The sequence below is a fragment of the Arachnia propionica genome, from assembly GCF_900637725.1.
Taxonomy (GTDB): Bacteria; Actinomycetota; Actinomycetes; order Propionibacteriales; family Propionibacteriaceae; genus Arachnia; species Arachnia propionica.
Genome location: NZ_LR134406.1, coordinates 3,045,056 through 3,070,944, shown reverse-complemented (window position 1 = coordinate 3,070,944; position 25,889 = coordinate 3,045,056). Strand labels below are relative to the sequence as shown.

At 66.9% G+C, this 25,889-nt stretch carries 27 protein-coding genes and 2 riboswitches; of the genes, 10 read left to right on the top strand and 17 right to left on the bottom strand.

What is annotated here, in order from left to right; all coding sequences use genetic code 11:
* Nucleotides 1-220 precede the first annotated feature (220 nt).
* Both EL272_RS13705 and EL272_RS13700 read right to left on the bottom strand, forming a co-directional pair.
* A complete protein-coding gene (locus EL272_RS13705) occupies nt 221-580 on the bottom strand; it encodes a type II toxin-antitoxin system VapC family toxin (RefSeq protein ID WP_061787609.1) in 360 nt (119 codons plus the stop codon).
* Nucleotides 580-819 (bottom strand): AbrB/MazE/SpoVT family DNA-binding domain-containing protein, encoded by a 240-nt coding sequence (locus tag EL272_RS13700; protein WP_061787610.1) that lies wholly within the window; start codon nt 817-819, stop codon nt 580-582. Before EL272_RS13700 ends, EL272_RS13705 begins: the two co-directional genes overlap by 1 nt.
* Before the next feature lie 268 nt (nt 820-1,087).
* Between EL272_RS13700 and EL272_RS13695 the strand changes: the two genes are divergently transcribed.
* The 3 genes from EL272_RS13695 to EL272_RS13685 all read left to right on the top strand — a co-directional run bounded on the left by EL272_RS13695 (nt 1,088) and on the right by EL272_RS13685 (nt 2,525).
* Nucleotides 1,088-1,336, top strand: coding sequence for a type II toxin-antitoxin system VapB family antitoxin (locus EL272_RS13695; RefSeq protein WP_073970044.1), 249 nt, complete (start codon nt 1,088-1,090; stop codon nt 1,334-1,336).
* Nucleotides 1,337-1,435: 99 nt separating this feature from the next.
* Entirely contained in the window at nt 1,436-1,747 is a 312-nt protein-coding gene (locus tag EL272_RS13690) for a TA system VapC family ribonuclease toxin (RefSeq protein ID WP_244926088.1), read from the top strand.
* A 265-nt stretch (nt 1,748-2,012) separates the two neighbouring features.
* Nucleotides 2,013-2,525 (top strand): nucleotidyltransferase domain-containing protein, encoded by a 513-nt coding sequence (locus EL272_RS13685; protein WP_061787612.1) that lies wholly within the window; start codon nt 2,013-2,015, stop codon nt 2,523-2,525.
* 146 nt (nt 2,526-2,671) lie between these two features.
* On the opposite strand, the gene EL272_RS13680 is transcribed toward EL272_RS13685, so the two are convergent.
* The gene (locus EL272_RS13680; RefSeq protein WP_061787613.1) at nt 2,672-3,454 is read right to left on the bottom strand and encodes an ABC transporter permease; all 783 of its coding nucleotides are present in this window, start codon (nt 3,452-3,454) and stop codon (nt 2,672-2,674) included.
* Complete coding sequence (locus EL272_RS13675) at nt 3,451-4,173, bottom strand: ABC transporter ATP-binding protein (RefSeq protein ID WP_061787614.1); 723 nt, start codon at nt 4,171-4,173, stop codon at nt 3,451-3,453. Before EL272_RS13675 ends, EL272_RS13680 begins: the two co-directional genes overlap by 4 nt.
* A 129-nt stretch (nt 4,174-4,302) precedes the next feature.
* Here EL272_RS13675 and EL272_RS13670 point away from each other — a divergent pair, with 129 nt between their 5' ends.
* Both EL272_RS13670 and EL272_RS13665 read left to right on the top strand, forming a co-directional pair.
* Nucleotides 4,303-5,490 carry a sensor histidine kinase gene (locus tag EL272_RS13670; RefSeq protein WP_014847807.1) on the top strand — a complete coding sequence of 396 codons (1,188 nt, stop codon included), beginning with the start codon at nt 4,303-4,305 and terminating at the stop codon, nt 5,488-5,490.
* Complete coding sequence (locus tag EL272_RS13665; RefSeq protein WP_014847806.1) at nt 5,484-6,140, top strand: response regulator; 657 nt, start codon at nt 5,484-5,486, stop codon at nt 6,138-6,140. The genes EL272_RS13670 and EL272_RS13665 overlap by 7 nt, the downstream gene beginning before the upstream one ends.
* Before the next feature lie 122 nt (nt 6,141-6,262).
* Here EL272_RS13665 and EL272_RS13660 read toward each other — a convergent pair whose 3' ends face one another.
* Both EL272_RS13660 and EL272_RS13655 read right to left on the bottom strand, forming a co-directional pair.
* Complete coding sequence (locus tag EL272_RS13660; protein WP_014847805.1) at nt 6,263-6,775, bottom strand: LytR C-terminal domain-containing protein; 513 nt, start codon at nt 6,773-6,775, stop codon at nt 6,263-6,265.
* Nucleotides 6,776-6,786: 11 nt separating this feature from the next.
* Nucleotides 6,787-7,080, bottom strand: coding sequence for a type II toxin-antitoxin system VapB family antitoxin (locus tag EL272_RS13655; RefSeq protein ID WP_014847804.1), 294 nt, complete (start codon nt 7,078-7,080; stop codon nt 6,787-6,789).
* Nucleotides 7,081-7,180: 100 nt separating this feature from the next.
* Here EL272_RS13655 and EL272_RS13650 point away from each other — a divergent pair, with 100 nt between their 5' ends.
* Nucleotides 7,181-8,767 (top strand): helicase HerA-like domain-containing protein, encoded by a 1,587-nt coding sequence (locus EL272_RS13650; RefSeq protein ID WP_061787615.1) that lies wholly within the window; start codon nt 7,181-7,183, stop codon nt 8,765-8,767.
* 165 nt (nt 8,768-8,932) lie between these two features.
* On the opposite strand, the gene EL272_RS13645 is transcribed toward EL272_RS13650, so the two are convergent.
* From EL272_RS13645 to EL272_RS13625, 5 genes are all read right to left on the bottom strand, one after another.
* Nucleotides 8,933-10,132: an ABC transporter permease gene (locus EL272_RS13645; RefSeq protein WP_061787616.1), complete on the bottom strand. Its 1,200-nt coding sequence runs from the start codon at nt 10,130-10,132 to the stop codon at nt 8,933-8,935.
* A complete protein-coding gene (locus EL272_RS13640; RefSeq protein ID WP_061787617.1) occupies nt 10,129-10,773 on the bottom strand; it encodes an ABC transporter ATP-binding protein in 645 nt (214 codons plus the stop codon). Before EL272_RS13640 ends, EL272_RS13645 begins: the two co-directional genes overlap by 4 nt.
* 269 nt (nt 10,774-11,042) lie before the next feature.
* Nucleotides 11,043-11,813 (bottom strand): ABC transporter ATP-binding protein, encoded by a 771-nt coding sequence (locus EL272_RS13635; RefSeq protein ID WP_061787618.1) that lies wholly within the window; start codon nt 11,811-11,813, stop codon nt 11,043-11,045.
* Nucleotides 11,813-12,832: a FecCD family ABC transporter permease gene (locus EL272_RS13630; RefSeq protein WP_061787619.1), complete on the bottom strand. Its 1,020-nt coding sequence runs from the start codon at nt 12,830-12,832 to the stop codon at nt 11,813-11,815. Before EL272_RS13630 ends, EL272_RS13635 begins: the two co-directional genes overlap by 1 nt.
* 79 nt (nt 12,833-12,911) lie before the next feature.
* On the bottom strand, nt 12,912-14,015 hold the full coding sequence (locus EL272_RS13625) for an ABC transporter substrate-binding protein (protein ID WP_061787620.1): 1,104 nt from the start codon (nt 14,013-14,015) through the stop codon (nt 12,912-12,914).
* Nucleotides 14,016-14,056: 41 nt separating this feature from the next.
* Nucleotides 14,057-14,243: riboswitch (cobalamin riboswitch) on the bottom strand.
* Between the two features lie 211 nt (nt 14,244-14,454).
* A riboswitch (cobalamin riboswitch) is annotated at nt 14,455-14,571 on the top strand.
* A 139-nt stretch (nt 14,572-14,710) separates the two neighbouring features.
* Between EL272_RS13625 and EL272_RS13620 the strand changes: the two genes are divergently transcribed.
* Genes EL272_RS13620 through EL272_RS13610 form a run of 3 tightly spaced genes read left to right on the top strand, consistent with a single transcriptional unit; the run spans nt 14,711 to nt 17,564 of the window.
* Nucleotides 14,711-15,748 carry an ABC transporter substrate-binding protein gene (locus EL272_RS13620; protein WP_061787621.1) on the top strand — a complete coding sequence of 346 codons (1,038 nt, stop codon included), beginning with the start codon at nt 14,711-14,713 and terminating at the stop codon, nt 15,746-15,748.
* Between the two features lie 41 nt (nt 15,749-15,789).
* Nucleotides 15,790-16,791 (top strand): FecCD family ABC transporter permease, encoded by a 1,002-nt coding sequence (locus EL272_RS13615; RefSeq protein WP_061787622.1) that lies wholly within the window; start codon nt 15,790-15,792, stop codon nt 16,789-16,791.
* Entirely contained in the window at nt 16,788-17,564 is a 777-nt protein-coding gene (locus EL272_RS13610; RefSeq protein ID WP_061787623.1) for an ABC transporter ATP-binding protein, read from the top strand. Before EL272_RS13615 ends, EL272_RS13610 begins: the two co-directional genes overlap by 4 nt.
* A gap of 122 nt (nt 17,565-17,686) precedes the next feature.
* Here the strand turns inward: EL272_RS13610 and EL272_RS13605 are convergent, their stop codons facing one another.
* From EL272_RS13605 to EL272_RS13580, 5 genes are all read right to left on the bottom strand, one after another.
* Nucleotides 17,687-18,247: a hypothetical protein gene (locus EL272_RS13605; protein WP_014847794.1), complete on the bottom strand. Its 561-nt coding sequence runs from the start codon at nt 18,245-18,247 to the stop codon at nt 17,687-17,689.
* A 144-nt stretch (nt 18,248-18,391) separates the two neighbouring features.
* Nucleotides 18,392-18,664, bottom strand: coding sequence for a hypothetical protein (locus EL272_RS13600; protein WP_014847793.1), 273 nt, complete (start codon nt 18,662-18,664; stop codon nt 18,392-18,394).
* Between the two features lie 434 nt (nt 18,665-19,098).
* Nucleotides 19,099-20,373: an aspartate kinase gene (locus EL272_RS13590; RefSeq protein ID WP_014847791.1), complete on the bottom strand. Its 1,275-nt coding sequence runs from the start codon at nt 20,371-20,373 to the stop codon at nt 19,099-19,101.
* 326 nt (nt 20,374-20,699) lie between these two features.
* Nucleotides 20,700-21,359, bottom strand: a complete 660-nt coding sequence (locus EL272_RS13585) for a response regulator (protein ID WP_014847789.1) — start codon at nt 21,357-21,359, stop codon at nt 20,700-20,702.
* Nucleotides 21,356-23,458 carry a sensor histidine kinase gene (locus tag EL272_RS13580; protein ID WP_061787625.1) on the bottom strand — a complete coding sequence of 701 codons (2,103 nt, stop codon included), beginning with the start codon at nt 23,456-23,458 and terminating at the stop codon, nt 21,356-21,358. Before EL272_RS13580 ends, EL272_RS13585 begins: the two co-directional genes overlap by 4 nt.
* A gap of 162 nt (nt 23,459-23,620) precedes the next feature.
* Between EL272_RS13580 and EL272_RS13575 the strand changes: the two genes are divergently transcribed.
* Entirely contained in the window at nt 23,621-24,613 is a 993-nt protein-coding gene (locus EL272_RS13575) for a Gfo/Idh/MocA family protein (protein WP_061787626.1), read from the top strand.
* Between the two features lie 132 nt (nt 24,614-24,745).
* On the opposite strand, the gene EL272_RS13570 is transcribed toward EL272_RS13575, so the two are convergent.
* On the bottom strand, nt 24,746-25,678 hold the full coding sequence (locus EL272_RS13570) for a type IV toxin-antitoxin system AbiEi family antitoxin domain-containing protein (RefSeq protein WP_061787627.1): 933 nt from the start codon (nt 25,676-25,678) through the stop codon (nt 24,746-24,748).
* Nucleotides 25,679-25,889: the final 211 nt, after the last annotated feature.

The following is a 25,889-nucleotide window of genomic DNA, read 5'->3' as shown; positions in this document are numbered from 1 at the left end:
GATTGGGGCCTGCATGGATCGTATTGGAGCTTGCTGAGACAACACATGGGGACTCGCGGTACCAGTGAGCAGCCGACCGGTCAGCCCGCCAGGGTTGTGTTTCTGTGGGTCTGCCTTGCTTTCGTGGATACCTGAGTTGGCGGGATGAGGGCTCTGTGGGAAGGGTGCCTGTCGATAGAAGAGGATTTGGTGAGAGTCCTCACTGGAGTGCCGGGTCGGGTCAGCGGATCTGGACGATCGGGGGCTGGTTGCCCCAGGCGCGGTCGGTGGTCAGGACCGGGACGGCGAGGCGGTGGCCGAGGGCGAGGCAGAGCCGGTCTCCCAGGCTTAGCGTGGGGTGATCCTGCCACAGCGTTGCGGCCGTTTCGGCGTCCTCGGCGGTCACGGGTTCGAGGACCAGCCCCAGCAGTGAGACCGCCGAACGGATGTCACCCAGCCCGACCCCTCGGGCGGTGAGTTTCTGGACGACCTCGGCCCAGTTCGCGGTGCTGCAGCAGCAGGGCGTGTGTTGTTCGACCTGATCGGCGCCCGGTTCGCCGCCGAACCAGGCCAGCAGAGCCGAGGCGTCCAGGACCACCATCACTGCTCGGCTTCGACCTGCCGACGGCGGTCCTCAAGGAGTTCCTCGACGACCCCGGTTCCGCGGATCCGTGCCCGCACCCGTTTCAGGGCCGCGCGGGGTGTGGACGCGACGAGTTGGCCGCCCTCCAGGGTGACCGAGAGTACGTCCCCCTGTCGCAGGCCCAGCTCTTCTCGGAGTGCCGCGGGCAGCACCACCCTGCCCCGGTCTCCCACGTGAAGCTCGAATGTGGTACTCATGATTCGAGAGTACCACCGGCACTGGAGGGTGGGCGTCTCGGTGATTCCGACCCCCGGGTCGGCGCGGGTGCGTGGTGACCGGATGGGTGTCCACCCACAGCCGCATCCCTGACCGGGGGTGCCGTCTGCCACCGGGACCCCGGCGTTCCGGAGGAGTTCAATGTCGTGGCGGTGGTTCTTTTCTGATTGGCGATGAGCCTACGGTCGGGGTTCTTCGGGCCGTGCCCGCGCGCATCTTGATGCAATGAGGTGACGATAAAATGTGATCATGCGCACCACGGTGAATCTGGACGATGAACTGCTGCGCCGGGCCAAGGAGCGGGCGGCTCGTCAGGGAAGGACCTTGAGCGAGGTGGTCTCCGACGCCCTACGGGTTTCACTCGCTGAGCAGGCCGGGCCACGCCGTGAGGTCACCCTGCCCACCTTCGGCGGCAGCGGGTTGAAGCCGGGCGTCGACCTCGAGGACAAGGACGCCCTCGCAGCGCTTCTCGGCGAAGACGATCGTGCTGCTCGCTGACGTCAACCTGTTCATCTACGCGCACCGGCCGGAGTCCCCGCGGTCGCGGAACACCACGCGTGGCTCACGGCTGCGCTGACCGCCGACGAACCCTTCGGGGTGTCCGAACTGATCTTGTCGGGTTTTCTGCGAATCGTGACGAACCACCGGGTCTACCGCGAACCGACTTCGCCGCAGGTGGCGCTGGACTTCTGTCAGACGGTGTTGAGCGCCTCGTCGGCGGTCCGCATCCGCCCAGGGCGGGGGCATTGGCGCATCTTCGAGAGCCTGTGCCGGAACCTCGGGGCGCGCGGCAACGTGGTTCCCGACGCCTATCTGGCGGCCATGGCCATTGAGGCCGACGCCACCTTCATCACCATGGACGCGGGATTCGCCCGGTTTCCTGGACTCACCTGGCGGCGCGCTCTGTGACGAGGACCGCGGGGGTCTAGGCATCTAGGGCGCTGCGGTGTCCGCTCAGGGGCGGCATGGGGAGCAGGGGTGACCCTTCGTTCACTGACGGGCCGGGGGAATGGCAGTCTGGCTCTCGGTGTGCTGCGCGTGCGGCGCCTTGTCTCGTATCAAGATATCCAGGAGGATCCGCCAAGCCGTCAATGGTTGGGCCGGTTGACAGTGGACGATCTGACTGGAAAATTCGGCAGGGTCATCCCAGCCCGAGGGGAGGGAAGTGTCTCATATGGTTCATGCATCCACCACGCCCGCGAGCGAGGTCTTGACCATCATCGGTTGGCTGACGGAAAGAAAGACCGTCTATCAGGTCAACGGCGGTTGGGGTGTCGACGCGCTGGTGGGACGGCAAACCCGTGAGCACGGGGACCTTGATGTCTTCGTGGACGCCGATGTCGTGCCCGATTTGATCGAGTGGCTGGCGTCGCGTGGTTACGAGCCGGTGACGGACTGGCTGCCGATCCGGATCGAACTCGCCTCCGAACACGGAAGGGTCGACGTGCATCCCATGGCCATCCGGCCCAACGGGGATGGTGTCCAACAAGGCTTTGAGGACGCGGTATTCACACATCCGGCCGTCGCCCGCACGAGGGGATCGATCGATGGGGTGCCGGTCATCGTCGGCACGGCCGAGCGGCTGCGTGAGTTGAGAAATGGCTACGATCCACGTCCCGAGGATGAGCACGATCTCGAAGTTCTCAGCTGCTTGCGCGACAGTGGGGCTGGCCAACAGTCAGGATGAGCCAGGGCCGGCATCTACGAGGAAATCGGCCTCATTGAGGAATGGTGCGGCGAAACGGATCCATACCCGCCCCAGCCGAGCGCACGGATGCGAAAACGGGTGGTCCCGGGCGCCGGCCAGGGACCACCCGCTGCGGGGATGGGGGCCTAATTCGCTTCGGCGCGGTGGTTCAGCCACAGCCCGATGGCGAGCGGGACGACGATCCAGACGACGACGCCCACGGTGAACTGACCCCACAGCGTTGCATCCGGGGTCTGCCCGCCCGTTTGTGCCGAGAGAATGGTTTGCAGGCTCACCCCGGGGGTCCTGATCCAGGCGGCGATCTTCGCCGGGAGCTCGCCGAACTGGCTCAGCGTCCCCAATATGACGGGGCCGGCCACGAAGACCGCGACCGCCAGGGCGGTGTTGCGCAGCAGCAACGCCAGGGCAAAGGCCATGGTCGCGTCGAGGAGGAGAACCTCGATGCCCCCGAGCCAGCGCGTCCAGTGGAATTCCCAGGAGGCCTCAAGGCCGTGCGCCGCGGCACCGGCGGCGTTGAACACCGCCCACGACAGCTGGATGGCCAGCCACACGGTGAGGACCACCCCGAGTGTGACGAGGGCCTTCGCCGCGACGACGCGTTCCCGGCGGGGTTCGACCACGAAGGTGGTCAGGACCCCGCGTTGGGTCCACTCGGAGGTGACCGGCAGGATGACGATGATGGCGGTGAGTATCGAGGTCATGGCCAGCGGAAGAAACTGGAGGTTGGTTCCGGTGGCGACCTTGGTCAGGTCGGGGTAGGCGACTATGGCTCCGATGGTGACCACGGCCAGGACCGCGGCCGTGAGGAATGAGAGCGTGAGTGTTGCCCGGGTGTTCACATATTTGCGGGACTCTGCCTTGACGAGGTTGCCGAAGCGAACCTGGGTGGGGGTGGTGATGGCGGTCATACGAAGATTCCTCCGCGAGCGGTGGTGGTGGTGAGGTTGAGGAAGGTGGTTTCGAGGTCGGTGCCGTCGGCGGTCAGGTCGGCGATGCTGCCCTCCGTGAGGATCCTGCCGTGGCCGATCATGACGATGCGGTCGGCGACCTGCTGCACTTCGTGAAGCAGATGGGAGCTGAGCAGGACGGCGCCACCGGCATCGGCGAAGCGGCGCAGCATGGTGCGCATCCAGTGGATGCCCTGGGGATCGAGGCCGTTGGCCGGTTCGTCCAGGATCAGCACCCGGGGCGAACCGAGGAAGGCCTGGGCGATGCCGAGGCGCTGTCTCATCCCCAGCGAGTAGGCGCCGACCCGTTTGCGGGCCTCCGCGGCGGTGAGTCCGGCGAGTTCGATGACCTCGTCCACCCGGGACCGGGACGCCCCCATGGCGATGGCGGCGGCCCGGAGCGTTTCGCGTCCGGTGCGTCTGGGATGCTGGGCGGAGGCGTCCAGCAGGACACCGACCTGGGCGTTCGGGTTGGGGATGTCACGGTAGCGGCGCCCGTTGATCAGAGCCTCGCCCTCGGTGGGGAAGGCCAGCCCGGTGAGGCACCGCATGGCGGTGGATTTGCCGGCGCCGTTGGGACCGAGGAAACCGGTGATGCTTCCCGCCTCGACAGTGAAACTGATGTCGTCGACGGCGAGGACGTCGCCATAGCGTTTGGTGAGGTTTCGGAAGGTGATCATGGCTTCAGCCAATCCGGGCCAGCTGGGCTGGTGCCACGGGTGAAGGTCTGGTGTTGTGGCGACTGAAGTCGGCGAGGTTTCGACTTTCGATTGGCGGAACAGCCACAGGGCATTGCCTAGGGTGAAGCCGTGACCTCCGAATACCGACTCGGCGCGTGGGCGCTGACCTGGCGCTACCTGCTGGCTTTCTGCTGGGTGCCGCTGTGGCTCGCCGCGCTCCTGATGGGTCAGGACCTGCCCCGGGAACCGTCCCCGGCCTTCCGCGGTTTCCTGATTCCCGAGATCCTCGGTGTGATCGCCGCCTTGGTGCTGATCCGGTTCCGGCGGCGGGCCCCGATGCTGGTGGCGGTGTCGCTGAGCGCGCTGAGTTCGGGCATGGTCACGCTGGGCGGCTTCTCGTCCTGGGGGGTCGCCAGCCTGTGTACCCGGCGGCGGTGGAAGGAAATCCTCCCGGCCGGGGCCGTCTTCATCGGGTTCCAGCTCTTGTCCGACCCGATTCGGCGGAGCCTGGGGCTGCCCGCGGTCTCGGACCTGCGAGTGAACGACGCGCCACTGCAGGAGCCATGGCCTCTAATCATCAGCGGCGGGGCGCTGCTCCTCTATACGGTGGTGCTGGTGGCGATCGGCATGTACACCGGGGCCCGTCGGGAGTTGATCGCTTCGATGCGGGCTCAGGTGGAGCAGGCCGAACGGGAACAGCAACTGCGGGTCGCCCAGGGGCAGGCCGCCGAACGCCAACGCATCGCCCGGGAGATGCACGACGTGCTGGCCCACCGGATCTCGCTGGTCAGCATGTATTCCGGGGCGCTGGCCTACCGGGACGACCTCAACCCCGAGCAGACCCGCGAGATCGCCGAGACCATCCGGGAGAACGCCAACCTGGCGCTGACCGAGTTGCGGGGCGTTCTCGGGTCGCTGCGGGGGGAGGACGGGGACCGGCCGCAGCCCACCCTCGCCGACCTGCCGGGCCTTATCGCCGACAACCGGGCGGCCGGGCTGCGAATCGAGTTCAGCGGCTTGGCCCTGGAGGGGCTCTCGCCCGCGGTGAGCCGCCACGCCTACCGGATCGTGCAAGAGGGGCTCACCAATGCCCGCAAGCACGCGCCGGGGGCCAAAGTCGAGGTGTGGCTCAGCGGCGACCCTGACTCCGGGTTGCGGATCGAACTGCGCAACCCGGTAAACCGACGCGGCGCTGCCGTCCCCGGAGGCGGCTATGGTCTACTCGGACTGGCCGAGCGGACAGGCCTCGTCGGAGGCTGGATCGAGCACGGAATCCGGGACGAAATGTTTCAATTGGAGGCGTGGATGCCATGGTGAGGGTGGTGCTGATCGACGACGATCCCTTGGTCCGGGCCGGTCTCAAGCTGATGCTTGGGGGACGCGAGGGAGTCGACTTCGTCGGCGAGGGCAGCGACGGCTCCGAGGCGGCGGCCCTGGTGGCCGAACACCGGCCCGACGTGCTGCTCATGGACATCCGCATGCCGGGCAAGGATGGGCTGACGGCGACCGAGGAGCTCATGGCCCAAAAGGACGCGCCGCGGGTGGTGATCCTGACCACCTTCGATTCCGACGACTCGGTGCTGCGAGCCCTGGCGGCCGGGGCCGCGGGCTTTCTGCTCAAGGACACCCCGCCGGACCGGATGCTGGAGGCCATCAAACAGGTCGCGGCGGGGGAGCACACCCTCTCACCCAGCGTGGTGTCCCAGGTCATCGCGGCCGCGACCCGGCACCGGGGCGACCCCCGGCGGGAGGACGCGCGGGCCGACCTGGCCGTCCTGAACGCCCGGGAGAAAGACGTCGCGATCGCGATCGGGCGGGGGCTGACGAACGCCGAGATCTCGGCCCGGCACTACCTCAGCCTCGCCACTGTCAAGGGCGTCGTGACGCAGATCTTCGACAAGCTCGGTCTGACAAACCGCGTCCAGGTCGCGATCAAGGTGCACGATGCCGGATGGGCCGACGACTGAGCGGTCCGTTCCGGCTGACCCGACATCCGGCGAGCGTATTCTGGGGTTGCTGCTTTGGTGCGAGAAACCGGGTTGTGCAGCACAATTCGCGCCTTGAACGGGGCGATGCGGGGGCAGGGTTTTCAGCTGGGCAGCGCGGAGGGAGACGGGCTCGGGGCCAGGCAGATGGTGCCGGATTCCACCGTGATCTCGGTCAGGCCGGATTCCGTCAGGCCCGCGAAATCTGAGCCGACCATCACATCGACGGTGCCGTCGACCCGGGAGTCGGTCTCCATGGTGGGCTCTATGAAGTAGCTGGCGACGAGTTTTGCCGCTTCGGTGTTGTTACCACCACTGCGGATGATGGTTTTCGTGATGCGTTCCTTGGAGTTGGTGGTCTTCGCCACCTCGAATCCCGCCGCCTTCAACGCCTGCCCGACCTTCGATCCCAAACCGCTGGTGAAACCACCGTTGTAAACCAGAACCGTGACCTGCTTCGGGGCGAGCTTGCTCACCTGCTGGGTGACGCACGGGGTCGGCGGTGGGCTGGGAAACGGCGCAGTCAAGGCGTTCCACCCCAGGCTCGCCCCCCAGATCAGGAAAATGAGCAGACCGATCAGCAGGGCCGGGGTGGCGAGGAGTCGAAAGGCACGCACGTCTCAGGCTCTCACGAGAGTTCCAGCACGCGGGCATGCATCGTCTGGCGTTGCTGCAGCGCGGCACGCAGGGCGCGGTGCAGGCCGTCCTCCAGGTACAGATCGCCACGCCAGGAGACGACGTGTGCGAAAAGGTCGCCGTAGAAGGTGGAATCCTCCTCCAGCAGGGCCTCGAGATCGAGGGTGCGCTTCGTCGTGACCAGCTCATCCAGCCGCACCTGGTGTGGAGCGATGGCGGCCCACTGCTTCTGGACATAGCCGTGGTCCGGGTAGGGGCGGGAGTCGCCGACACGCTTGAAGATCACCCAGTCAGTTTAGCCACCCTCCGCGACAATCGGCCCATCGACGTACAACCCGGGCAACGCGCCTCCCGTGAGAAGCGCAGATAGATGGCAGGCTAGGGGTGTGAGTGAAGAACTGGTGGCAACGATTCAGGCTGGATACGGGTTCGACGGTGAGGCGGTGCAGCTGGGCGTGCTGATGGACGGCGCCCCCGTCGTCGAGGCCCCCATCCGCATTCCGCTGGCGATGTTCAACCGGCACGGGCTCGTCGCCGGGGCCACGGGCACCGGCAAAACCAAGACCCTCCAGCTGATGGCCGAGGCCCTCAGTAAGGCGGGAGTGCCCGTCTTCGCCGCCGACATCAAAGGGGATCTGTCCGGGATGGCCTCCCCCGGGGTGGCGAGCGAGAAACTGGCCGCGCGAACCGAGGCGCAGGGGCAGCCTTGGGAGGCGAAGGCCGCGCCCTGCGAGTTCCTGGCGCTCGGCGGGCAGGGCACCGGAATCCCGGTGCGGGCGACGATCTCGTCGTTCGGCCCGATCCTGCTGTCGAAGGTGCTGGGACTCAACGAGGTGCAGGAGAGCTCCCTCGGGCTGGTGTTCTATTACGCCGACAACAACGGCCTGCCGCTGCTCGACCTCAAGGACCTCGTCGCGCTGCTGAAATTCCTCACCTCTGACGACGGCAAGGACGAGCTGAAGGAGATCGGCGGGGTCTCGGCCGCCACGGCCGGGGTGATCCTGCGCAACCTCGTCGGCCTCTCCGAGCAGGGCGGTGACGTGTTCTTCGGGGAACCCGAGTTCGAACCCTCGGAGCTGCTGCGCGTCGCCGCCGACGGCCGCGGGGTCGTCTCGCTGCTGGAGCTGCCCGACCTGGCCTCGCGACCCGAAATGTTCTCCACCTTCCTGATGTGGCTGCTGGCCGACCTGTTCGGTTCCCTCCCCGAGATCGGCGACGCCGACAAACCGAAACTGGTGTTCTTCTTCGACGAGGCGCACCTGCTGTTCAAGGGCGCCTCCAAGGCCTTCCTCGACTCCATCACCCAGACCGTGAGGCTGATCCGCTCCAAAGGTGTGGGGGTGTTCTTCGTCACCCAGACCCCCAAGGACGTGCCCGAGGATGTCCTGGCGCAGCTCGGCAGCCGCGTGCAGCACCAGCTGCGCGCCCACACCCCCAACGACGCCAAGGCGTTGAAGGCGACGGTGTCGACCTACCCGAAGTCCGGCTACGACCTGGAGGAAGTGCTGCAGGGCCTCGGGATCGGCGAGGCGATCGTAACCGTCATGAACCCCAAGGGCTCACCCACCCCCGTCGCCTGGACCCGGCTTTGGGCCCCCGAGACATCGATGCAACCCACCGACGCCGCCGTGATGCAGCAGGCGGTGGCGGCCTCGCCGCTGATGGCGAAGTACGGGCAGGCCATCGACCGCGAGTCGGCCTACGAGATCCTCACCGCGAAACTGGAGGCCGGCGCGAAGGCAGCCGAGGAGGAACGGCAGCGCGCCGAGGCGGAGAAAGCCGAGGCCGAACGTCGCGCCCAGGAGGAGAAAGAACAGCGTCAGGCGGAACGCTCGGAGGAGCGGTCGTCGGGATCGGGTCGTGGTCGCACGTCGGCGGTGGAACGGATCGCCAGCCGCGGCATCATGCAGGTGATCCGCACCGTCACCCGGGAGATCGTCCGGGGCCTGTTCGGCACGGGCAGGCGGCGATAAAGGTCGGGCCTGTCTACCGGGTGACGGGGCGGTTTCGACTCAGCCGTTCGCTGGCGCTCACGTGCTGGCTCAACCAGCTTTGTCCTTCTTGAAGTTGGTTGAGCCGGGCTGCGACGAAGGAGCGGCCCGTGTCGAAACCATGGTGAGGGTGTCCGGGGCCTTGGGTCAGATCTGACGCAGGAGCGTGTCCGTGTCGACGCGCAGCAGCGTGGTGGCCCTGCGGCCAGCTCCGGCGATGAAACCGAGCGGTACGGCGATCAGTGGTACCGCGACCACCCAGGCCTGGGCCAGCAACGCCCCGGGATCCATGCTGAAACCGGTCACCGACGTCAGCAGGGACGGCAGCGCCGCCAGTGCCATGACCAGCCCCGTGCCCAGAAGCACCCCGATGGCCGAGACGCACAGCGCGAAGATGAGGGCTTCCAGCAGGTAGAACCTCACGATTGCCCGTCGCGTCCACCCCAGGGACCTGAACAACCCGATCTCCTCGATGTGCGATGTCATCCACGTCCCCGCCACGGATGTGCCCGCGAACAGCGCCCCGAGGATGGTGACGAAAAGCACCAGCACGGAGGCCACCGCGAGTCCCTGCCGGGCCCTGTCGAGCTGGACCCCGGAGCCGATGGCGCTGCGGGTGCCGTAGCCCAGGTCCTCCACCGACTTCTGCACCTTCGCGACGTCGTTCACATCCCCGACGTAGAGGTAGATGGAGCTGTAGCCAGGCGTATCCGGTGGCAGTGCTGCCGCCTGGATCTCGTTGAACTGGGAGGAGTTGATGAACACTGCCTCCGGGGGCTCCCCCTGGATGGTTTCCGGGTCGTAGGTGCCGATCACCTCGAACTGTTTCGCCTCGCCCATCCCGCTGTTGGAACTGACCACCCGCGTGACGTTGACCTCGATCGTCTTTCCCACCAGGTTTTCGTGTTTTCCGGGGACCAGCATCTGACCGGGTTCCGGGAAAGCGGCGGGATTGCTGTGGGCGTCCTTCATCCGGTCGTCGAACGGGTTGCGGGGCATCAACCACCACGGCCCCGCGCCGTCCTCGGAGTCGGCGATGTCCGCTGGCGGGTCGATTCCCGACATGCCCGACGGGAACACGTGCTCCACACCGTCCAGTTGCCCCAGTTGCTTGACCGCGTCCGTGCTCAACGGTGGACTGTCCAGCCCGCCGTAGCCCTGGATGACCTCGATCTCCTTGGCGCCGAGGCTTTCCGTCAATCCCCGGGATGTGCCGTGGGTGGCCCCTCGGGCCAGCCAGGACAGGACAACCGTCGCCAACACCAGGAGCAGCACCAGCACCGCGATCAACCTGTGCCGCCGCACGGTCCTGGCCAGGCTGCGTCTCACCAGGGCGAAGGTGCTCATAGGATGGTCCTCCTTCCGCGGAGGGCAATTGCGCGATCCGCTACCGCTGAGGTGGCCTCCTCATGGGTCGCGACGACGACCGCGCAGCCCCGGTCGGCCAGATCCCGCAACGCCCGCCGGACGCAGGAGGCCAGGTGGTCGTCGAGGCCCGTGGTCGGTTCGTCCAGCAACAGGACCTCCGCCTCCATCTGCAGGGCCCTCAGGATGCACACCCGGCGTCGCTGCCCGCCGGAGAGCTTGTTGATCTCGGTGTCGTGGAAGTCGTCGATTCCCAGGTTTCTCCTGGCCTCCGCGAGCCACGGAGCGGGAGCGCGGGGGTCGGGACCGATCTCCAGGTTCTCGTTCACCGAGAGCCAGGGAAACAGATAACTCGACTGGTGGACGATGCCGATCGCGTGACGTCTGAGGCCGGCCCGGCCGTCCTCGTCCAACTGGCTGAAGTCCTGCCCCGCCACCTCGACGACGCCCTGATCCGCCGTGGTCAAACCTCCCAGTATGTTCAACAAGGTGGTCTTCCCGCCGCCGGACGGCGACACGAGCGTCACCAACTCACCGGCGTCGACCCAGAAATCGAGATCCTTGAGCACGACGTTCTCGCCATACGACTTCGTTATGCCGTGACACGTGATTCTGGTCGTCATTCAATTCCCCAAACGGCGCTCAGGCGGTGGGCGAAAGAGGAAACGGGGCCGCATTTCGAGGGCTGCCCCGATCCGTCTTCATCAAGCATTCAACATTGTTGCAGGTGGTCGGTTTCTGCAAGTCTACCTTGACGCCTTGCTCTTGCTGTGCGGAAAGACCGGGATGCGTCGCGGCCCTAATCCCGGTTGTGCAGCACTCAACTCGATTTTCGCCCCTTCTGGGGCGATTTTTGGGATTGAGTGCTGCGCAACCGGGTGGGGCTCCTCGTTCACGGGTAGCTGAGCAGCAGCCGGGGTTCCCCGGTGGCCGGGTCGGTCACCATCGAGGCGGCCATTCCGAACACGTCGCCGACCAGTTCCGGGGTGAGCACCTCCGAGGGTTTTCCGTCCGCCGCGACCCCGCCGTCGTTCAGAACCACGATGTGGTCGAAATAGGTGGCGGCCAGGTCGAGGTCGTGGATGGCGGCGATCACGGTGCGGCCCAGCCCCCGCACCATCCGCAGCAGCGCATGCTGGTGCCGGATGTCGAGGTGGTTGGTGGGTTCGTCCAGCAGCAGCAGTTCCGTGCGCTGCGCCAGGCCACGTGCCAGCAGCACCCGGCGCTGTTCGCCTCCCGAGAGCTGGTGGAAACCCCGGTTTGCGTAGGCGGTCATCGACACCTGTTCCAGGGCCTCGGCGACGGCGTCGCGTTCCTTGCGGCCGCCACCCGACCACGGCGGCCGGTGGGGCAGCAGCCCCAGCGCGACGACCTCCGCGACCCGCAGGTCAGCGGGGGTTTCCTCCTGCTGACCGACCATCGCCAAGGTCCTGGCGCGTTCCAGCGGGCTCAGTTTCACAAGGTCACGACCGGCTACCAGCACCCTGCCCGACGGGATCGGCAGCAGCCCCGCGAGGGTCCGCAGCAACGTCGACTTGCCGGTCCCGTTGGGGCCGACCAGGGCCATCATCTCCCCCTCGGGAACCTCCAGGTCGACCCCGTTCAGGATCGGGTACTTCCCCAGCGAGCAGCCCAGGTCCTGTGTGGCGAGCATCGTGTTCATCAGCCGGCACCTCCGAAGTGGTAGTGGCGCCTGCCGAGCAGCAGCAGGAAGACCGGGGCGCCGATCAGGCCCGTCACGACGCTCAGCGGAACCTCCATGGGTGGGGCCATGACGCGGGCCGCGACATCCACCCACACCATGAACAGAGCCCCCATGAGGGCCGCCACCGGCAGCACGCAGCGGTGGCGCGCCCCCACCATGAGCCGGGCCAGGTGGGGGACGATCAGCCCGACGAAACCGACCCCGCCGACGACCGCCACCAAGGCGCCGACCAGGAGGGCCTGCAGCACGAAGACCGCGTTGCGGGCCTGCTTCACCGGCACACCGAGGCTGGCGGCCACGTCGGGACCGTTCGCGAGGGCGTCCAGCCAGCCGCTGCCGGCCATCATGACGATGAATGCCAGCACCACGACGACCAGCGGGAACAGCAGCTGATCCCATTTCGCGCGTGTCAGGCTGCCGAGCAGCCAGAACAGCACGGACTGGGCGGCCTGCGGTTCCTGGCTGCGGATGACCAGGAAGCTCGCGATGGCCGAGAACGCCGAGCCCAGCACCGTGCCGGTGAGCACCAGCCTCAGCGGTGTGAGGCCGCCCTGGGCCATGGCGATGCCGAACACGACGACGGCCGCCCCGAGCGCCCCCACCAGGGCGCCGGCGGTGAGTGCCAGGGTGCCCAGTGAACTGAACAAGCCGATGGTGATCACGGCGGTGGCGCCGACGCTCGCGCCCGAGGAGATGCCGAGCAGGTAGGGATCGGCGAGGGGGTTACGCACGAGGGTCTGGATGACGGAACCGGCCAGCGCCAGCCCGGCGCCGACGAAACTTCCCAGCAGCACACGGGGTGCGCGGATGTTCCAGACGATGGTGTTGGCCGTCTGGGGTGCATCGGGGCTGCCGGTCAGGTGCGCCATCAGCACGTCGACGACGGTGCCGGGGGACACGGAACTGGGGCCGAAACCGGTGGCCAGCACGAGACTGGCCACCAGGGCGATCAGCAGGCAGACGATCAGGGGAGCCACCGGCGCTCGCCAAGAGGTCACCTGATCCCTGCCGGTCCTGGAACGGGTTTTCACGTTCACCGGAGGGGTCCCGGGCCGTTCAGCTCTTGAGAACGCCGTAGCCGAGGCTTTCCGGGAGTTTGCCCTTGACCGGGCTCTCGGGGGCCATTCCCATCTGCTCGAGACCCTTGCGGATCTGCACCGCCGCCTCCAGGTTCGGGTATCCGCTGGTGAACAGCACGAGGGGCAGGACGATGATGCGGTTCTGCTTGACCACGTCGAGGTTCGCGAGCGCCGGCTGGGTGCGGATGGTCTCCAGTTTGTTCTTGATCTCGTCCGCGTCGCCCTTGCGGTAGTCGAGGACGACGATCACGTCCGGCTGGGTTTCCGCCACGGACTCCCAGCTGGCCTTGAACCAGGTGGTGTCCTGGTTTTCGAACACGTTGACGCCGCCCGCCGCGTCGATGATGCCCTGCGGCGGCCCGTTGCGCCCGGAGGTGTAGAGCTCATTGGTGCCGCTGTCGAACAGCAGGATGCGGGGCTTCTTCGTCGGGGCCGGGGCCTGTTGCAGCTCCGCGAGCTGCGTGTTGAACTCCGTGAGGGCCTCCGTGGCCTCGGCGGTCCTGCCGGTCAGGGCGCCGTAGTTCTGGATGTCGGTGCGCACCGCGTCCCACGGGTCCATGGTGCCGAGTTTCGAGGAGGAACCGGCGGCGGGATCCTGCCTGCACGAGTCGCTGATGACGTAGGTGGGGATGTTCTGCTCGGCCGCCGCCTCGGGGGTCACACCCGAGGAACCGGAGAACAGCCCGCTGTAGGAGCCGATCAGCAGGTCCGGTTCGGTGGAGACGATGGACTCCATGGAGATGGGGTTCTGCAGGCGGGGAACGTTCTCGATGCCGGGGCTGTAGAGGGCGGAGAGCACCTCGTCGTTTCCCTTCTGCAGCGACACCGCCGCCAGGTTCTGGACCGCGCCGATGCGGATCAGGGTTCCGATGTTCGCCGAGTTGCTGGTGGCGACGATGCGGGAGGCCTGTTTGGGGTAGGTCACCTCGGTGCCGCAGTTGGTCAGGGTGACGGGGCCGGAACCCGAGGTGGAGGCCTGGGGCGACGGGGAACCGGACGAGCAGGCGGCGACCAGCAGGGCTGCTGCGCTCAGCGCTGCGAGGGTGAGGTGGGGTTTTCGGGAAACACGGGATGTGGGCACGACGATCCTGTCCTTGGCCAGGGCCTTTTCGCGAGGCCGGGGGATACCAACCGGAGACGGCAGGTATTCGGGCTTCAGCTTTCCCGTCCCCAGAACCTTCCCAGACGATCCCGTCCAGTGGCGTACCTGGCGACAACGCCGTTACCGCTGCGCGTCAGCTCCGGATTCTCACCGGATTCCCTTGTCCGCTTCCTCGGGCAGCCTAACACCGACTTCGGCGGTCCCGCCGGGCGGGGCTCCGTCGCGCCCGGGCGGGTTTGATGGAGAGCGGGGGAGGTGCGGTGGTGGGGTATCCCGAGCGGGGTCGATCGCCGAGATGAGCGAAAGGTGATTGAACGCGTGGGGCCTTGCAGCGGCATCTTCGCCACCGCGCCCCGATGTATGGACAGTGCCCGGCGGGAGGGCTAGCCTTGTCGGCGTCGCCGAGCGCCCACGGGCAGGGAATCCGGTGCGACTCCGGAACTGACGCGCAGCGGTGAGGGTGACACCGGATCATCAAGCCACTGGGCGGCCGCCCGGGAAGGCGGTCCGGTGGCAGAACCCGAGTCCGAAGACCGATCGGCGATGAGCACGCGAACCACCGTGCCCTGCCGTTCAGGGCCTCGCGCAACGGCCCCCGAGACAAGATTCCGTGTGCCATTTTCAGTGGCTGCCGTCACCCCCAAAACATCTCACAACTCAAGGGAATCACCCAGATGCACGTGAAGAAGTCCGTTTGTTCGCTCGCGCTGCTGTCGGCTCTGCTGCTGGGCAGCTGCGCGGGCGCGGCCAAGGACCAGCCGGCCGACGCCTCCGCCCACCAGTCCTCCGGGGCCTCCGCCGCCGGTTTCCCCCTCACCATCGACAACTGCGGACACCAGTTGACGTTCAAGAAGGCGCCCGCGCGGACGGTGTCGCTGAACCAGTCCTCCACCGAGATCCAGCTCTCCCTCGGGATCGCCGACACGATGGTGGGCACCGCCACCTGGACCGATCCGGTGCTGTCGTCGCTGGAGAGCGAGAACGCGAAGGTGGAGCGGATCTCCGACGGCGGCCCCACCTCGGAGGCGGTCATCGCCAAGGAACCAGACCTCGTCACGGCATCCTTCCCGAGCACGCTGACCGACAAGGTCGCGGGCAGCTACGAGAAGTACGAATCCCTCGGGGTGCCCGCCTACCTGGCGCCGAACCAGTGCGGCAAGAAGAGCGGCAACGACGCCCCAGCGGAGAACTTCACCATTGAGAAGGTGTATCAGGAGGTCGATGAACTCTCCCGCATCCACGGCGTGCCCGAGAAGGGCCAGGAGCTCGTCGCCCAGCTCAAACAGCGTTTGGAGAAGGCGGTCGCGCAGAAACCCGGCAAGCCCGTCAAGGTGATGTTCTGGTTCGCGAACTCCGAGGCCCCCTACCTGGCGGGCGGTTCCGGTGCGTCCCAGTTCGTCAGCGACCAGCTCGGCATCACCAACATCTACTCCGATCAGCGCGACGAGTGGCCGCAGGTCAGCTGGGAGGACGTCGCCGCCAAGAACCCCGACATCATCGTGATGGGTGACCTCACCCGCAAGTCCCAGACCGCGGAGACCGCGGACGCGAAGATCGAATACCTGAAGTCGAACCCGGTCACCTCCCAGATGGACGCCGTCAAGAACGAGCGTTTCATCAAGGTCGCGGGCGGCGACATGAACCCGTCGATCCGCACCGTCGACCTGGCCGAGAAGCTGGTCGCCGGGATCGAGCAGTTCGGCCTCAAGTGACGCCATCCGCGACGACCCGGGGTCGGCGCCGGAGGCTTCCGGTGACACCGGTCCTGCTGATCGGACTGGTCCTGCTGGTTGGGTCCATCCTCTACGCGATCACCTTCGGACCCTCCGACCTGAGCATCGGCGAGGTCTGGGGGGTGGTCGCGAACAAACTGGGGCTGGGACCCGACCCCGAGCTGAGTTCGTTGCGCACCGCGACGGTGTGGCAGCTGCGGCTACCCCGTGTGCTGCTGGCCGCGGTCGCGGGCGCCGGGTTGAGCCTGTGCGGCGTCATCATGCAGTCGCTGCTGCGCAACCCGCTGGCCGAACCCTACCTGCTGGGTGTCTCCTCGGGCGCCTCCACCGGCGCGGTCCTGGTGCTGATCGCGGGTCTCGGGGGTGGGGTCATCAGTTTCTCGGCGGGCGCGTTCGTGGGGTCGCTGGGGGCCTTCGCACTGACCCTGCTGCTGTCCCGGCTGGCCGGTGGCACCACCGACAAGATCGTGCTGGCGGGTATCGCGGTGACCCAGGGGTTCTCCGCGTTGACGTCGTTCATCATCATGATCGGCGCGGACGCCAACGTCACCCGGGGCATCCTGTACTGGCTGATGGGTTCCTTCGCCAACGTCTCCTGGGAGGAGGTCGCGCTCACAGCCGCGGTGCTGGGGTGTTTCCTCGTGCTCACCATCGGCATGGCCAGTTCCATGGACGCGTTCATGTTCGGCGAGAAGGAGGCCGTTTCGCTGGGGGTTTCCGTGCAGCGCACCCGGGTGGTGTTGCTGGGATGCGCGGCCCTCATGACTGCGGTCGTGGTTTCCTCGTCGGGTTCGATCGGTTTCGTCGGTCTCGTGCTGCCGCACATCTCCCGGATGCTCGTCGGTTCCCGGCACCGGGGGCTGCTGCCGGTCTCGGCGCTGCTGGGTGCGATCTTCCTGCTCTGGGCGGACACCATCGCCAGGACGTTGTTCGCGCCGTTGGAGGTGCCGGTCGGGGTGATCACCGCCCTGGTCGGAGTGCCCATCTTCGCAACCATTCTCGCCAGGACCAGGAAACGATGAAGATAGAAGCAGAGAACCTGTCGTGGGCCGCCGGTCCGGCCATCATCGTCGACGGCATCGACGTGCCCGCGATGCCCGGTCGCATCCTGGGGTTGCTGGGACCCAACGGGTCGGGAAAATCGACGCTGCTGGGGATGCTGGCCCGCACCATTCAGCCGCGCACGGGTGTCGTCAAACTCGACGACCGCCCCTACAGCGACTGGGCGCCGCGGGACATCGCGCGGGTGCTGTCGGTGGTGCAGCAGAAGGCGACCACCGACCAGGACGTCACCGTGCGTGACGTCATCGACCTGGGACGGATCCCGCACCGCCGTCGCTGGGCCGGTCCCAGTCCCCGCGACCGTGAGGTCGTGGAGGCCGCCGCCCGCCGCACCGGCATCGAACATCTCCTGAACCGCGACTGGCACACCCTCTCCGGAGGCGAACAGCAGCGCGCCCACCTGGCCCGGGCGTTCGCCCAGGAGGGACAGGTCATGCTGCTGGACGAACCCACCAACCATCTCGACATCTCCCACCAGCTGGACATCCTCAAAACCTTGAGGGAGACGGGGCTGGGTGTGGTCGTCGCCCTGCACGACCTGAACCTGGCCACCACGTTCTGCGACGAGGTGCTGGTCCTGCACAAGGGCCGGGCGGTGTGTCTGGGGCGTCCGGCGGACGTGCTGACCGAGGACCTGATCCGTGAGGTCTACGGGGTGGAGGTGCGGATCCTGCATCCGGACGGCGATGAGGCGCCGCTGTTCCAGTTCCTCAGACCGGTGACGCAGACCTGAGTGGCGGGAATCCCGGTTGCGCAGCACTCAATCCCGAAAACCGCCGCTGAGGGCGGAAAATCCGGGTTGAGTGCTGCGCAACCGGGTTGAACCGGGATACACCGGCCCTACAGGGGGTGGGATCAGCGATTGACCATTAAGTAGATCTCCGGTTCCCCCTCGTGAGTCATGACGAAAGCGATACCGTCACTACAGAGATTCGCGATGGAAGCTCTGTTTTTTATGGTGTAGGCGCGGTCAGGAAACCTCGCAGCTTGGGCCTCAAGGGCTTCCTGGCCATCGGAGACCGTCACCCAGGTGTCGATCTGGAGCACCATCTGATCGGATGGATCGATCCGGTAACCGGGGCCGTTGTCCGTCCAGTAAGGCGTGCCCCCGGCCTTGGTGAACAGGTCTTCTTCGGGGGTCGGTTGCGGCGAATCCCCCGGTTTCGCGGGGAGGGCGTCGTCCCTGCTCGTCCAGCTGCTCACCCACAGCTCCAGCAGCACGGGGGTCTCCTCCGGGATGGGGGTTGGGTGCGCGCCCAGCTCGTCGTGGGGGATGAGAACACAGGCGTTGGCGCCGTTGACGGGATCCCAGAAGTCGCAGCCCGAGTCGTGTTCGCATGTGAACAAGAACAGCGTCTGCCCAGAGGCGAGCCGGGGCGCCAGGGGGTCGCCGGTGAACTGGCCGAGGAAACTCATGGGTAGGTTGCACAAGGCGCACGCCGGCCAGTCCCGCGGCCACCCGATCGGTGCCCCACCCACCTTGCAGACGGCATCGGGCCGGGTGTTTTCCGGTTTCCGGATGGACCAGGTGGGAAAGTTACTGAGCACGGGTTGTTCCCTTCAGTTCTGATTTTCGAGCTGTTCCAGCGCCCGTTTGATGTCGCGCTCCAGGCATTGCCAAGAAGGTAGGTCCCGCACGGCGCCGAAGGGATCGAGGCGTTGCAGCAACACCCTGCGGTGATGGTTGAAACTGTTCTTCTCCTTCTTCAACCGCCGCCCGCTTGTCTCGCTCGCCGAGAGAAGCGCTTTCTGCAGAATTTCCTTGGGATTCCTGGTGCCTTCGCCGGACGACCCCTCGCACAGGAACGCGAAGGAAACGCTCCGGGCGGTCACAAGATGGCCTCGATCGACAGCAGCGCATCTCTGGTTCGGTCAGGTAGTCCGACAGAAAGGTCTTGAGGACGGTGCGTGCCCTTGCGCCGCCTGCCATGTTTCCGGCAGCGGGCGCAGCTGCACCGTGGTTGCGATCCTCCCGTCCCTGCGAACCCGGGTGGGCATCGCTGCCAGCAGGGACAGGAACTCGATGGCGTCGAAGACGTTCGACTTTCCCACCGCATTGGGGCCGCTATGCAGGTGTAGGGGCCGAAGTGGACGTCGAGTCCCAGCAGGTTCTTGAACCCGTCGACCTGGAGTCGGGTGAGCATGGCCCCAGCTTAGGACGTCACGCCGGTCGCGGTGCGCTGGATCGGGCGATCCGAGTGTCCCACCAGGAGCGGTGTCCCACCAGGAGCGCGCCCGGGGGCCGGTCCTGCCGGCCCCGTGTCCTCTCAGCGGCCCGTTCCGGCGTAGACGACGGCCTCCTCCTCGCCGTCCAGGCCGAAGGCGGCGTGGGCGCCGCGGACGGCGCGGTCCACTTCGTCTGTGCTGACCACCACGGAGATGCGGATCTCGGATGTGGAGATCATCTGCAGGTTGACGCCCTCGGCCGCCAGGGCCTTGAAGAAGGTGGTGGTCACACCCGAATGGGACCGCATCCCGACGCCGACGATCGAGACCTTGCCGATCTGGTCGTCGTAGAGGACCTCCTCGAAACCGATCTTGTTCTTGTTCGCCTCGAGCGCCTCGATGCCCTTGCGGCCGTCGGACATGGGCAGGGTGAAGGAGATGTCGGTCTTCACGTCCGAGAGCCTGGATACGTTCTGCACGATCATGTCGATGTTGATGCCCGCGTCCGAGATGACCTCGAAGATCGAGGCGGCCGCACCCACCTGGTCGGGGACGCCGATGACGGTGATCTTGGCCTCGCTGCGGTCGTGGGCCACGCCCGTGATGATGGCTTCTTCCATTTTGCCTGCCTTCCTGACCTCGTCGTGGGGTTTCACCCAGGTGCCCGGTTTGTCACTGAAGGACGAACGGACGTGGACCTTCACGTTCTCGCGGCGCGCGTACTCGACGCAGCGCAGGTGGAGGATCTTGGCGCCGGAGGCGGCCAGCTCCATCATCTCCTCGTAGCCGATCTCGGTGATCCGGCGGGCGCTCGGCACGATCCGCGGGTCGGCGGTGTAGACGCCGTCGACGTCGGTGTAGATCTCGCAGTGGTCGGCGCCCAGGGCCGAGGCCAGCGCGACCGCCGTGGTGTCGGAGGCGCCGCGACCCAGCGTCGTGACGTCCTTGGTGGTCTGCGCCACGCCCTGGAAACCGGCGACGATGACGACGCTGCCCTCCTCCAGGGAACGCACGACGCGCCCCGGGGTGATGTCGATGATGCGCGCGTTGCCGTGGGTGGGAGTGGTGAGAATGCCCGCCTGGGAGCCGGTGTAGCTGACGGCCTCGACCCCGAGGTCGGCCAGGGCCATCGCCAGCAGCGCCGCCGACTGGCGTTCCCCCGTGGTCAGCAGCATGTCCAGTTCACGGGATTTCGGGTTCGGGCTCACCTTCAGCGCCAGGTCCATCAGCTCGTCGGTGGCATCACCCATCGCCGAGATGACGATGATGACCTCGTGCCCGTCCGCGCGTGTGCGCGCGATCCGGCGGGCGACGCGCTTGATGGACTCGGCGTCGGCCACCGAGGATCCACCGTATTTCTGAACAATGCGTCCCACGCAAACCTCCTTCACCGACAGGGAAGGCTACCGGACGAGGCCGGCAACACACAGACCCCGTCCCAGGTTTGCTGGCCTTACCACTTGTTCGCTGGCCTTGATCCGAGTTTGCTGGGCTTGTTCAAGTTCGCTGGCCTCACAGCGCAGGCAAACGTAAACAAGCCCAGCAAAACCACGGGAAGGCCAGCAAAACCACGGGAAGGCCAGCAAACCGGGTACAAGGCCAGCAAACCGACGGGCGGCGCGGGGGCATGCGCCAGCCAGCACGGGACGGGTGAGCCGTCGATGAAACGGGCGGCGCGGGGTCAGGCCCCGGGGCCGGTCTCTCAGTTGGATTCCGCCGTCCCGTCGAGGTCGAACCAGCCGTCCTCCCAGGTCTGGGTGGCCGCCGCGGTCGTGTTGCCGACCGGTCTGCCGACGGCCGCGTACTTCTCGTAGGCCCGCGCCAGGTAGGTCTTGACGGTTGACAGCGAGATCACCGGGTTGAACTGGCGGCCGATGGCCTTGATGGGAACCCCCTCCGAGGCGAGTCGCAGACAGCGCAGCTCATGGGCCGACAACGCGGGCAGCTCCGCCGCGTCCTCGATGAGCGCGGCCGCCATCGCCGAGGACGGCGACCATCCCGTCTCGTGGATCTCCCGCAGCGTCTCGAAATGCTTGTCCGGCGACTCGTCCTTCAGGGCGAGGCCCCGGGCGCCGGCCCGCATGGCCATGCTGATCGGGACGCGACGATGGTCCGCGGTGAAGGCCAGGCACGAAATGCCGGCCTGACTCAGTACTCGAATGGTCTCGTGCCCGGCCAACTGGCCGTGCAACATCAAATCCACCATGGCCACGTCGGGATGGTTCTCGAGGCACCACGCCTGGAACTCCTCGGGGCAGGTGCTGGTGTACACCACCGCCAGCTCCGGGTAGTCACGACCGAGCGCCGAAATGGCGCGGCAGATGAATTCGTGGTCATCGAGGACTGCCACCTTTATGCTCACGGCTGGTCCTCCTCACAACTGAACTGGGTGAAATCCGGATCGGTAAGCAAGATTCTGGCACCTGCGAGGCCCGCCTGTCGCGTCTCCGTTAAACCCGGTTCTGCAACTGTTGCCACGAGGGTGCCCTGACGGCGGGTGATCGTGAGGTGCTGGCCCGGGATGGCGGGGTCCAGCTGGTTCAGCAGGGAGGCGAATCTCGTCGCCTCGAACGCCTCCACCTGTTCCACGTCGAGCAGGCAGCCCCAGCCCGCGCGGCGCAGCCGGTCGAGGGCCGTGGCCAGGTGGATGCCCCCCGGCCACAGCCGCAGGGCGTCGCGCAGCCGCGACTCCACGTGCCTGGCCTCGACGCGCACCGCGGGGTCGGCGGGGTCCACGGCCCCGGTGTAGAGGCCCGTGAACAGGGGCCCGCAGATGCGGTCCAGCGCCGCGATCCAAGCCTCCTGCTCCGCCACCCGTTCCTTCCTGAGTTGCTCGGCGAGCTGCTCCTCGGTGTGTTCCTCCTGCACCCGGTGGGCGTGTTTCCCGATGTTCGAGGCGCCGATGGCGAGCACCAGCGTCACCACACCCGTGATGATGATGGCCCCGTAGGAGCCGATGTCGGTGCCGGCCGGCACCGGCCCGAACAGCCCCAGCGCCCCCGCGACGCTCGCGGCGACGTTGGCCAGCACCAATCCGGCGGCCTCCTTCCAGCGCCGTCCCGGAATGGTCAGCATCATCAAGGCGTTGGTCAATCCGATGGCCCACAGGTCGTAGCGACTGTTGCCGGAGGCCAGCGACAACCAGGCGTAGTTCGCTATGAGCAGTCCGATGCCCCAGGCGTTGGCCAGGATCGCCTCGTGGATGTGCAGGCCGCGCCTGCGCAGCACGCGGCTGGTCAGCGTCACCACGACTGCCGTCGCCGCGAAGAGCGCCCAGGCCAGCAGAGGATTCGGACCGACGTCCTTCAACACCAGCAGCAACCCCGTTCCGAGCAGGCTCGGCAGCGCGATCAGCGACAACCACCGCCTACCCGACGGGCCGATGCGGGCCGCGTGCGGGATCGGGTTCCAGGTGAGGGTGACGGCGGTGCCGCCGACGATGTCGGAATGGATGGTGGCGTGCCCGCCGACCTCCGCCATGCGCCCGTGGATGCCCTCCTTGATGCCCATCCGGCTGCGCGGCACCTCGCTGGGATCGAAACCGGGCCCCCAGTCGCTGATTACGACGGTGCAGCCGCTGCCGGAGGTGCGGACCGTCACCTGGGCGGTGCCGCCGGGAACGTGTTTGGCGACGTTGCGCACCGCCTCCCGGGTGGCCTCGGCGATGTTGCGGGTCACCTTGGACGGCAGGCTGGCCTCGTCCTCGATGCGCAACGCGACGGGGCAGCCGACATCGGTGACGGCCTGTTCCAGCGCGGTCAGCAGGGGAGAGGCCTCCAGGTCCAGGTCGGAGGTGCCCAGCCCCGCCCGCGACTCCTCGCCCAGCCGCAGCACCTCCTCGCGGGTGATCTCCCCGCGACCGCTCGCGACCTGCTGGAACAGGTGCAGCAGGGTGTCGTGGACGCGGCGGATGTTCTCCCTGCGGGTGCTCTCCAGCAGCCGGGCCCGATGTTCCACGCTCCGGCGGCGGGCGTCGTCGGCGACGCTGTCCTCCAGGTCCTGCAGCTGTGCCTTCATGGTGCTGTATGCCAGTGCCATGATGCCGATCGCGACGAAGGTGAAACTGATGTCGAGCACCTGCTGTCGCCAGTCGAGGCGCGGCATCAGCGCGATCATCGGTATGAGACCACCGACGGTCATGAAGATCCAGGGGGCGTTGCCGTCGCGTCTTCGAAACAGCAGGTAGATCAGGATCGTCCAGACCCACAGGTTGGAGTGCCACATCACCGGGTTCCCACCGAACCACATCCCGGCGCCGGTGAGCCAGAACCCGATGGTGTTGACCAGTGCGACGGGCCAGGCCAGCGGCAGATCCAGGAAAGCGCCGATCGCGGCGAGCAGATGGGCCAAGGCTATCAGGGCCAGCCCGAAAACGGTGGGGCCGGGCAGGCCCGGGGCAAACATGTCCTCGAAGGGGGTGAAGCCTTGCAGGATCGCGGCCAGGCCCACGCCGAGACCCATCAGTCGGCGCATTCTTCTGGCTGGTTCTTGGAACTGCATCGTTGGCATTTTCCCACGGGAACACCCGACGGGCGGAACCCGAAGATATCTCCAACTCCTCGTCTTGAATTTGTTGTCTCAAAATTATGGTCAGCCCCCAAGGCTCCAGAGTAGCCTTGGGCCATGGAGAGCATCCGATGGGGAATCATCGGGGCCGGAAGCATCGCCGACACCGTCGCGGGAGATTTCGCTTTCGTGCCCCAGGCCGAGTTGGTCGCGGTGGCGTCACGTGACCCGGAGCGGTCACGGAGGTTGGCGCGCAAACACGGGATTCCCGTGATCCACCGGGACTACCGGGCGTTGATCGAGTCCGATGGCGTCGACGTCGTTCACATCGCTACCACCCATCCCCATCACCGCGACATCGCCCTGGCGGCGATATCCGCGGGCAAGGCGGTGCTGGTGGAGAAGGCGTTCACCGTCACCCTTGCCGGGACCGAGGAGGTGGTCGCGGCCGCAACCGAGGCCGGGGTGTTCGCCATGGAGGCCATGTGGACCCGGTTCCTGCCCGCGGTGGAAGCGGCCCGGGAGGTCGTGGCGTGGGGGAGGATCGGGCAGGTGCTCGGGGTGCAGGGGGATCTGTGTGCGTTCCGTCCCTACGACCCGACGAACCGGCTGTGGGATCCCGCCACGGGAGGCGGCGCCGTCCTGGATCTCGGCGTCTACGTCGTCTCCATGGCGCAGGGGCTCCTGGGGGCGGCCCGGGACGTGCACTGCGTCGGGCGGTACGCGCCGAACGGGGTGGAGTCGGCGGCGACGATGAACATCTCCTACATCGGCGGTGGCACCGCCGCCCTCACCTGCGGATTCGACGTCCACGGGCCGGGCCGGATGACGATTTTCGGGACGAAGGGATGGGTGGAGATCCAGCCCAGGTTCCACCACCCGACCACCATCTCCGTGCACCGCTCGGGGGTGTTGCCGCGGATCATCGAGGCCAAGCAGATCGGCAGGGGATACGCCCACGAGCTGATGGAGGTCAGCGACTGTCTGCTCGCCGGTCAGACCCAGTCCGCGACGATGCCGCTGGCCGACACCGTCGAGGTGATGCGGGTGCTGGAGAGCTGCCTGAAGCAGCTGGGTCGTCCCCAGGAGGAGGCGAAGGTCGAAATCTGAGGGTCGCTGGCCTTATTCCGGTTTTGCTGGGCTTGTTCACGTTTGCCTGCGCTGTGAGGCCAGCAAACGTGAACAAGCCCAGCAAACCATTGCCAAGGCCAGCGAATCAGGAGTAAGGCCAGCAAATCGGGGTCAGGAGCTGCGACGGGCGGTCCAGGCGGGGCTGGCGCTCGCGAAACCGGCATTCAACAGGGCCGTGAGCGAGGCCTGGTCGTTGGCCTCCCGCCAACCCCACCGGACGATCCAGTACCCGCACGCACGGATGCGTTGTTCGCGACGCTTCTCCGCCATCACGACATCCGCCGCGGACTGGCCGGGGCCGAGCAGCTCCCGGTACTTGATGCGTCCGTCGACCTCCCCGACGAGCCCGTGCTCGGGCCAGCCGAAATCGGTGCGGGCGACGAACTCGCCGTTCGCGTCGAAGATCTCGAACTGCAGCTCCGGAGCCGGGATTCCCGCCCGCATCATGTGGAACCTGCTCAGCGACTCGGCGGGAGACTCCACCCGTCCGTCGCCGAGCGCCAGCACCCGCCTGGCCTGCCTCACCCCGTGAAGCCGGGGATGCCTGTGCAGCTCATCTTGGAGGAAGCCGCGTTTGAGACCGCGACCCAGGGCGGCGTCCACCACCGCGAGACCCCATTCGAAGGGCGACGTGCGGGCCAGGTCGGTAACCGTGCGCGAGAGGGTGGTCACCGGTAACCCGGCGATGCGCGTGACCTCGTCGTCGTGGATGGCGGTGCGACGGACCCGGAGGAGGTCGCTGTGATCGCCATGCCCGGGGGTGCGGCGGGTCATGGTCACCTCCCGCAGCGACTCGATGGGCACAGGTAAGCCGTGCAGCACCGCGGCCGAGGTGTGACTGAAGACGCTCGAGTCGTGAACGTCGATGGCGGCCGCCTGGATTCGTCGGCGGTGCTCCGCGAACACGTCCGCCTGCTGCGTCGGGGCGTAAACACCGCGCCTGAGGCGCACCATTGTGCCGTCGCGGAGGTGCTGTTTGAGTTGGGCGTCGGTTACTCCCAGGGTCGTGAGATGCTCGTGGGTCCAAAGGGTTGTGCGTGTCATGAAACCATTGGACGCCACGTCGACTCTGCGCTGTCAAGGACCAGTTTTTCGCCTGTGGAAAACTCTCCTCGGGGCTGTTCCCCGACACGCCGGTTTGCTGGCCTTATCACCTTTTCGCTGGGCTTGTTCACGTTTGCCTGCGCTGTGAGGCCAGCAAACGTGAACAAGCCCAGCAAACCCGGATTAAGGCCAGCGGACCGGATTAAGGCCA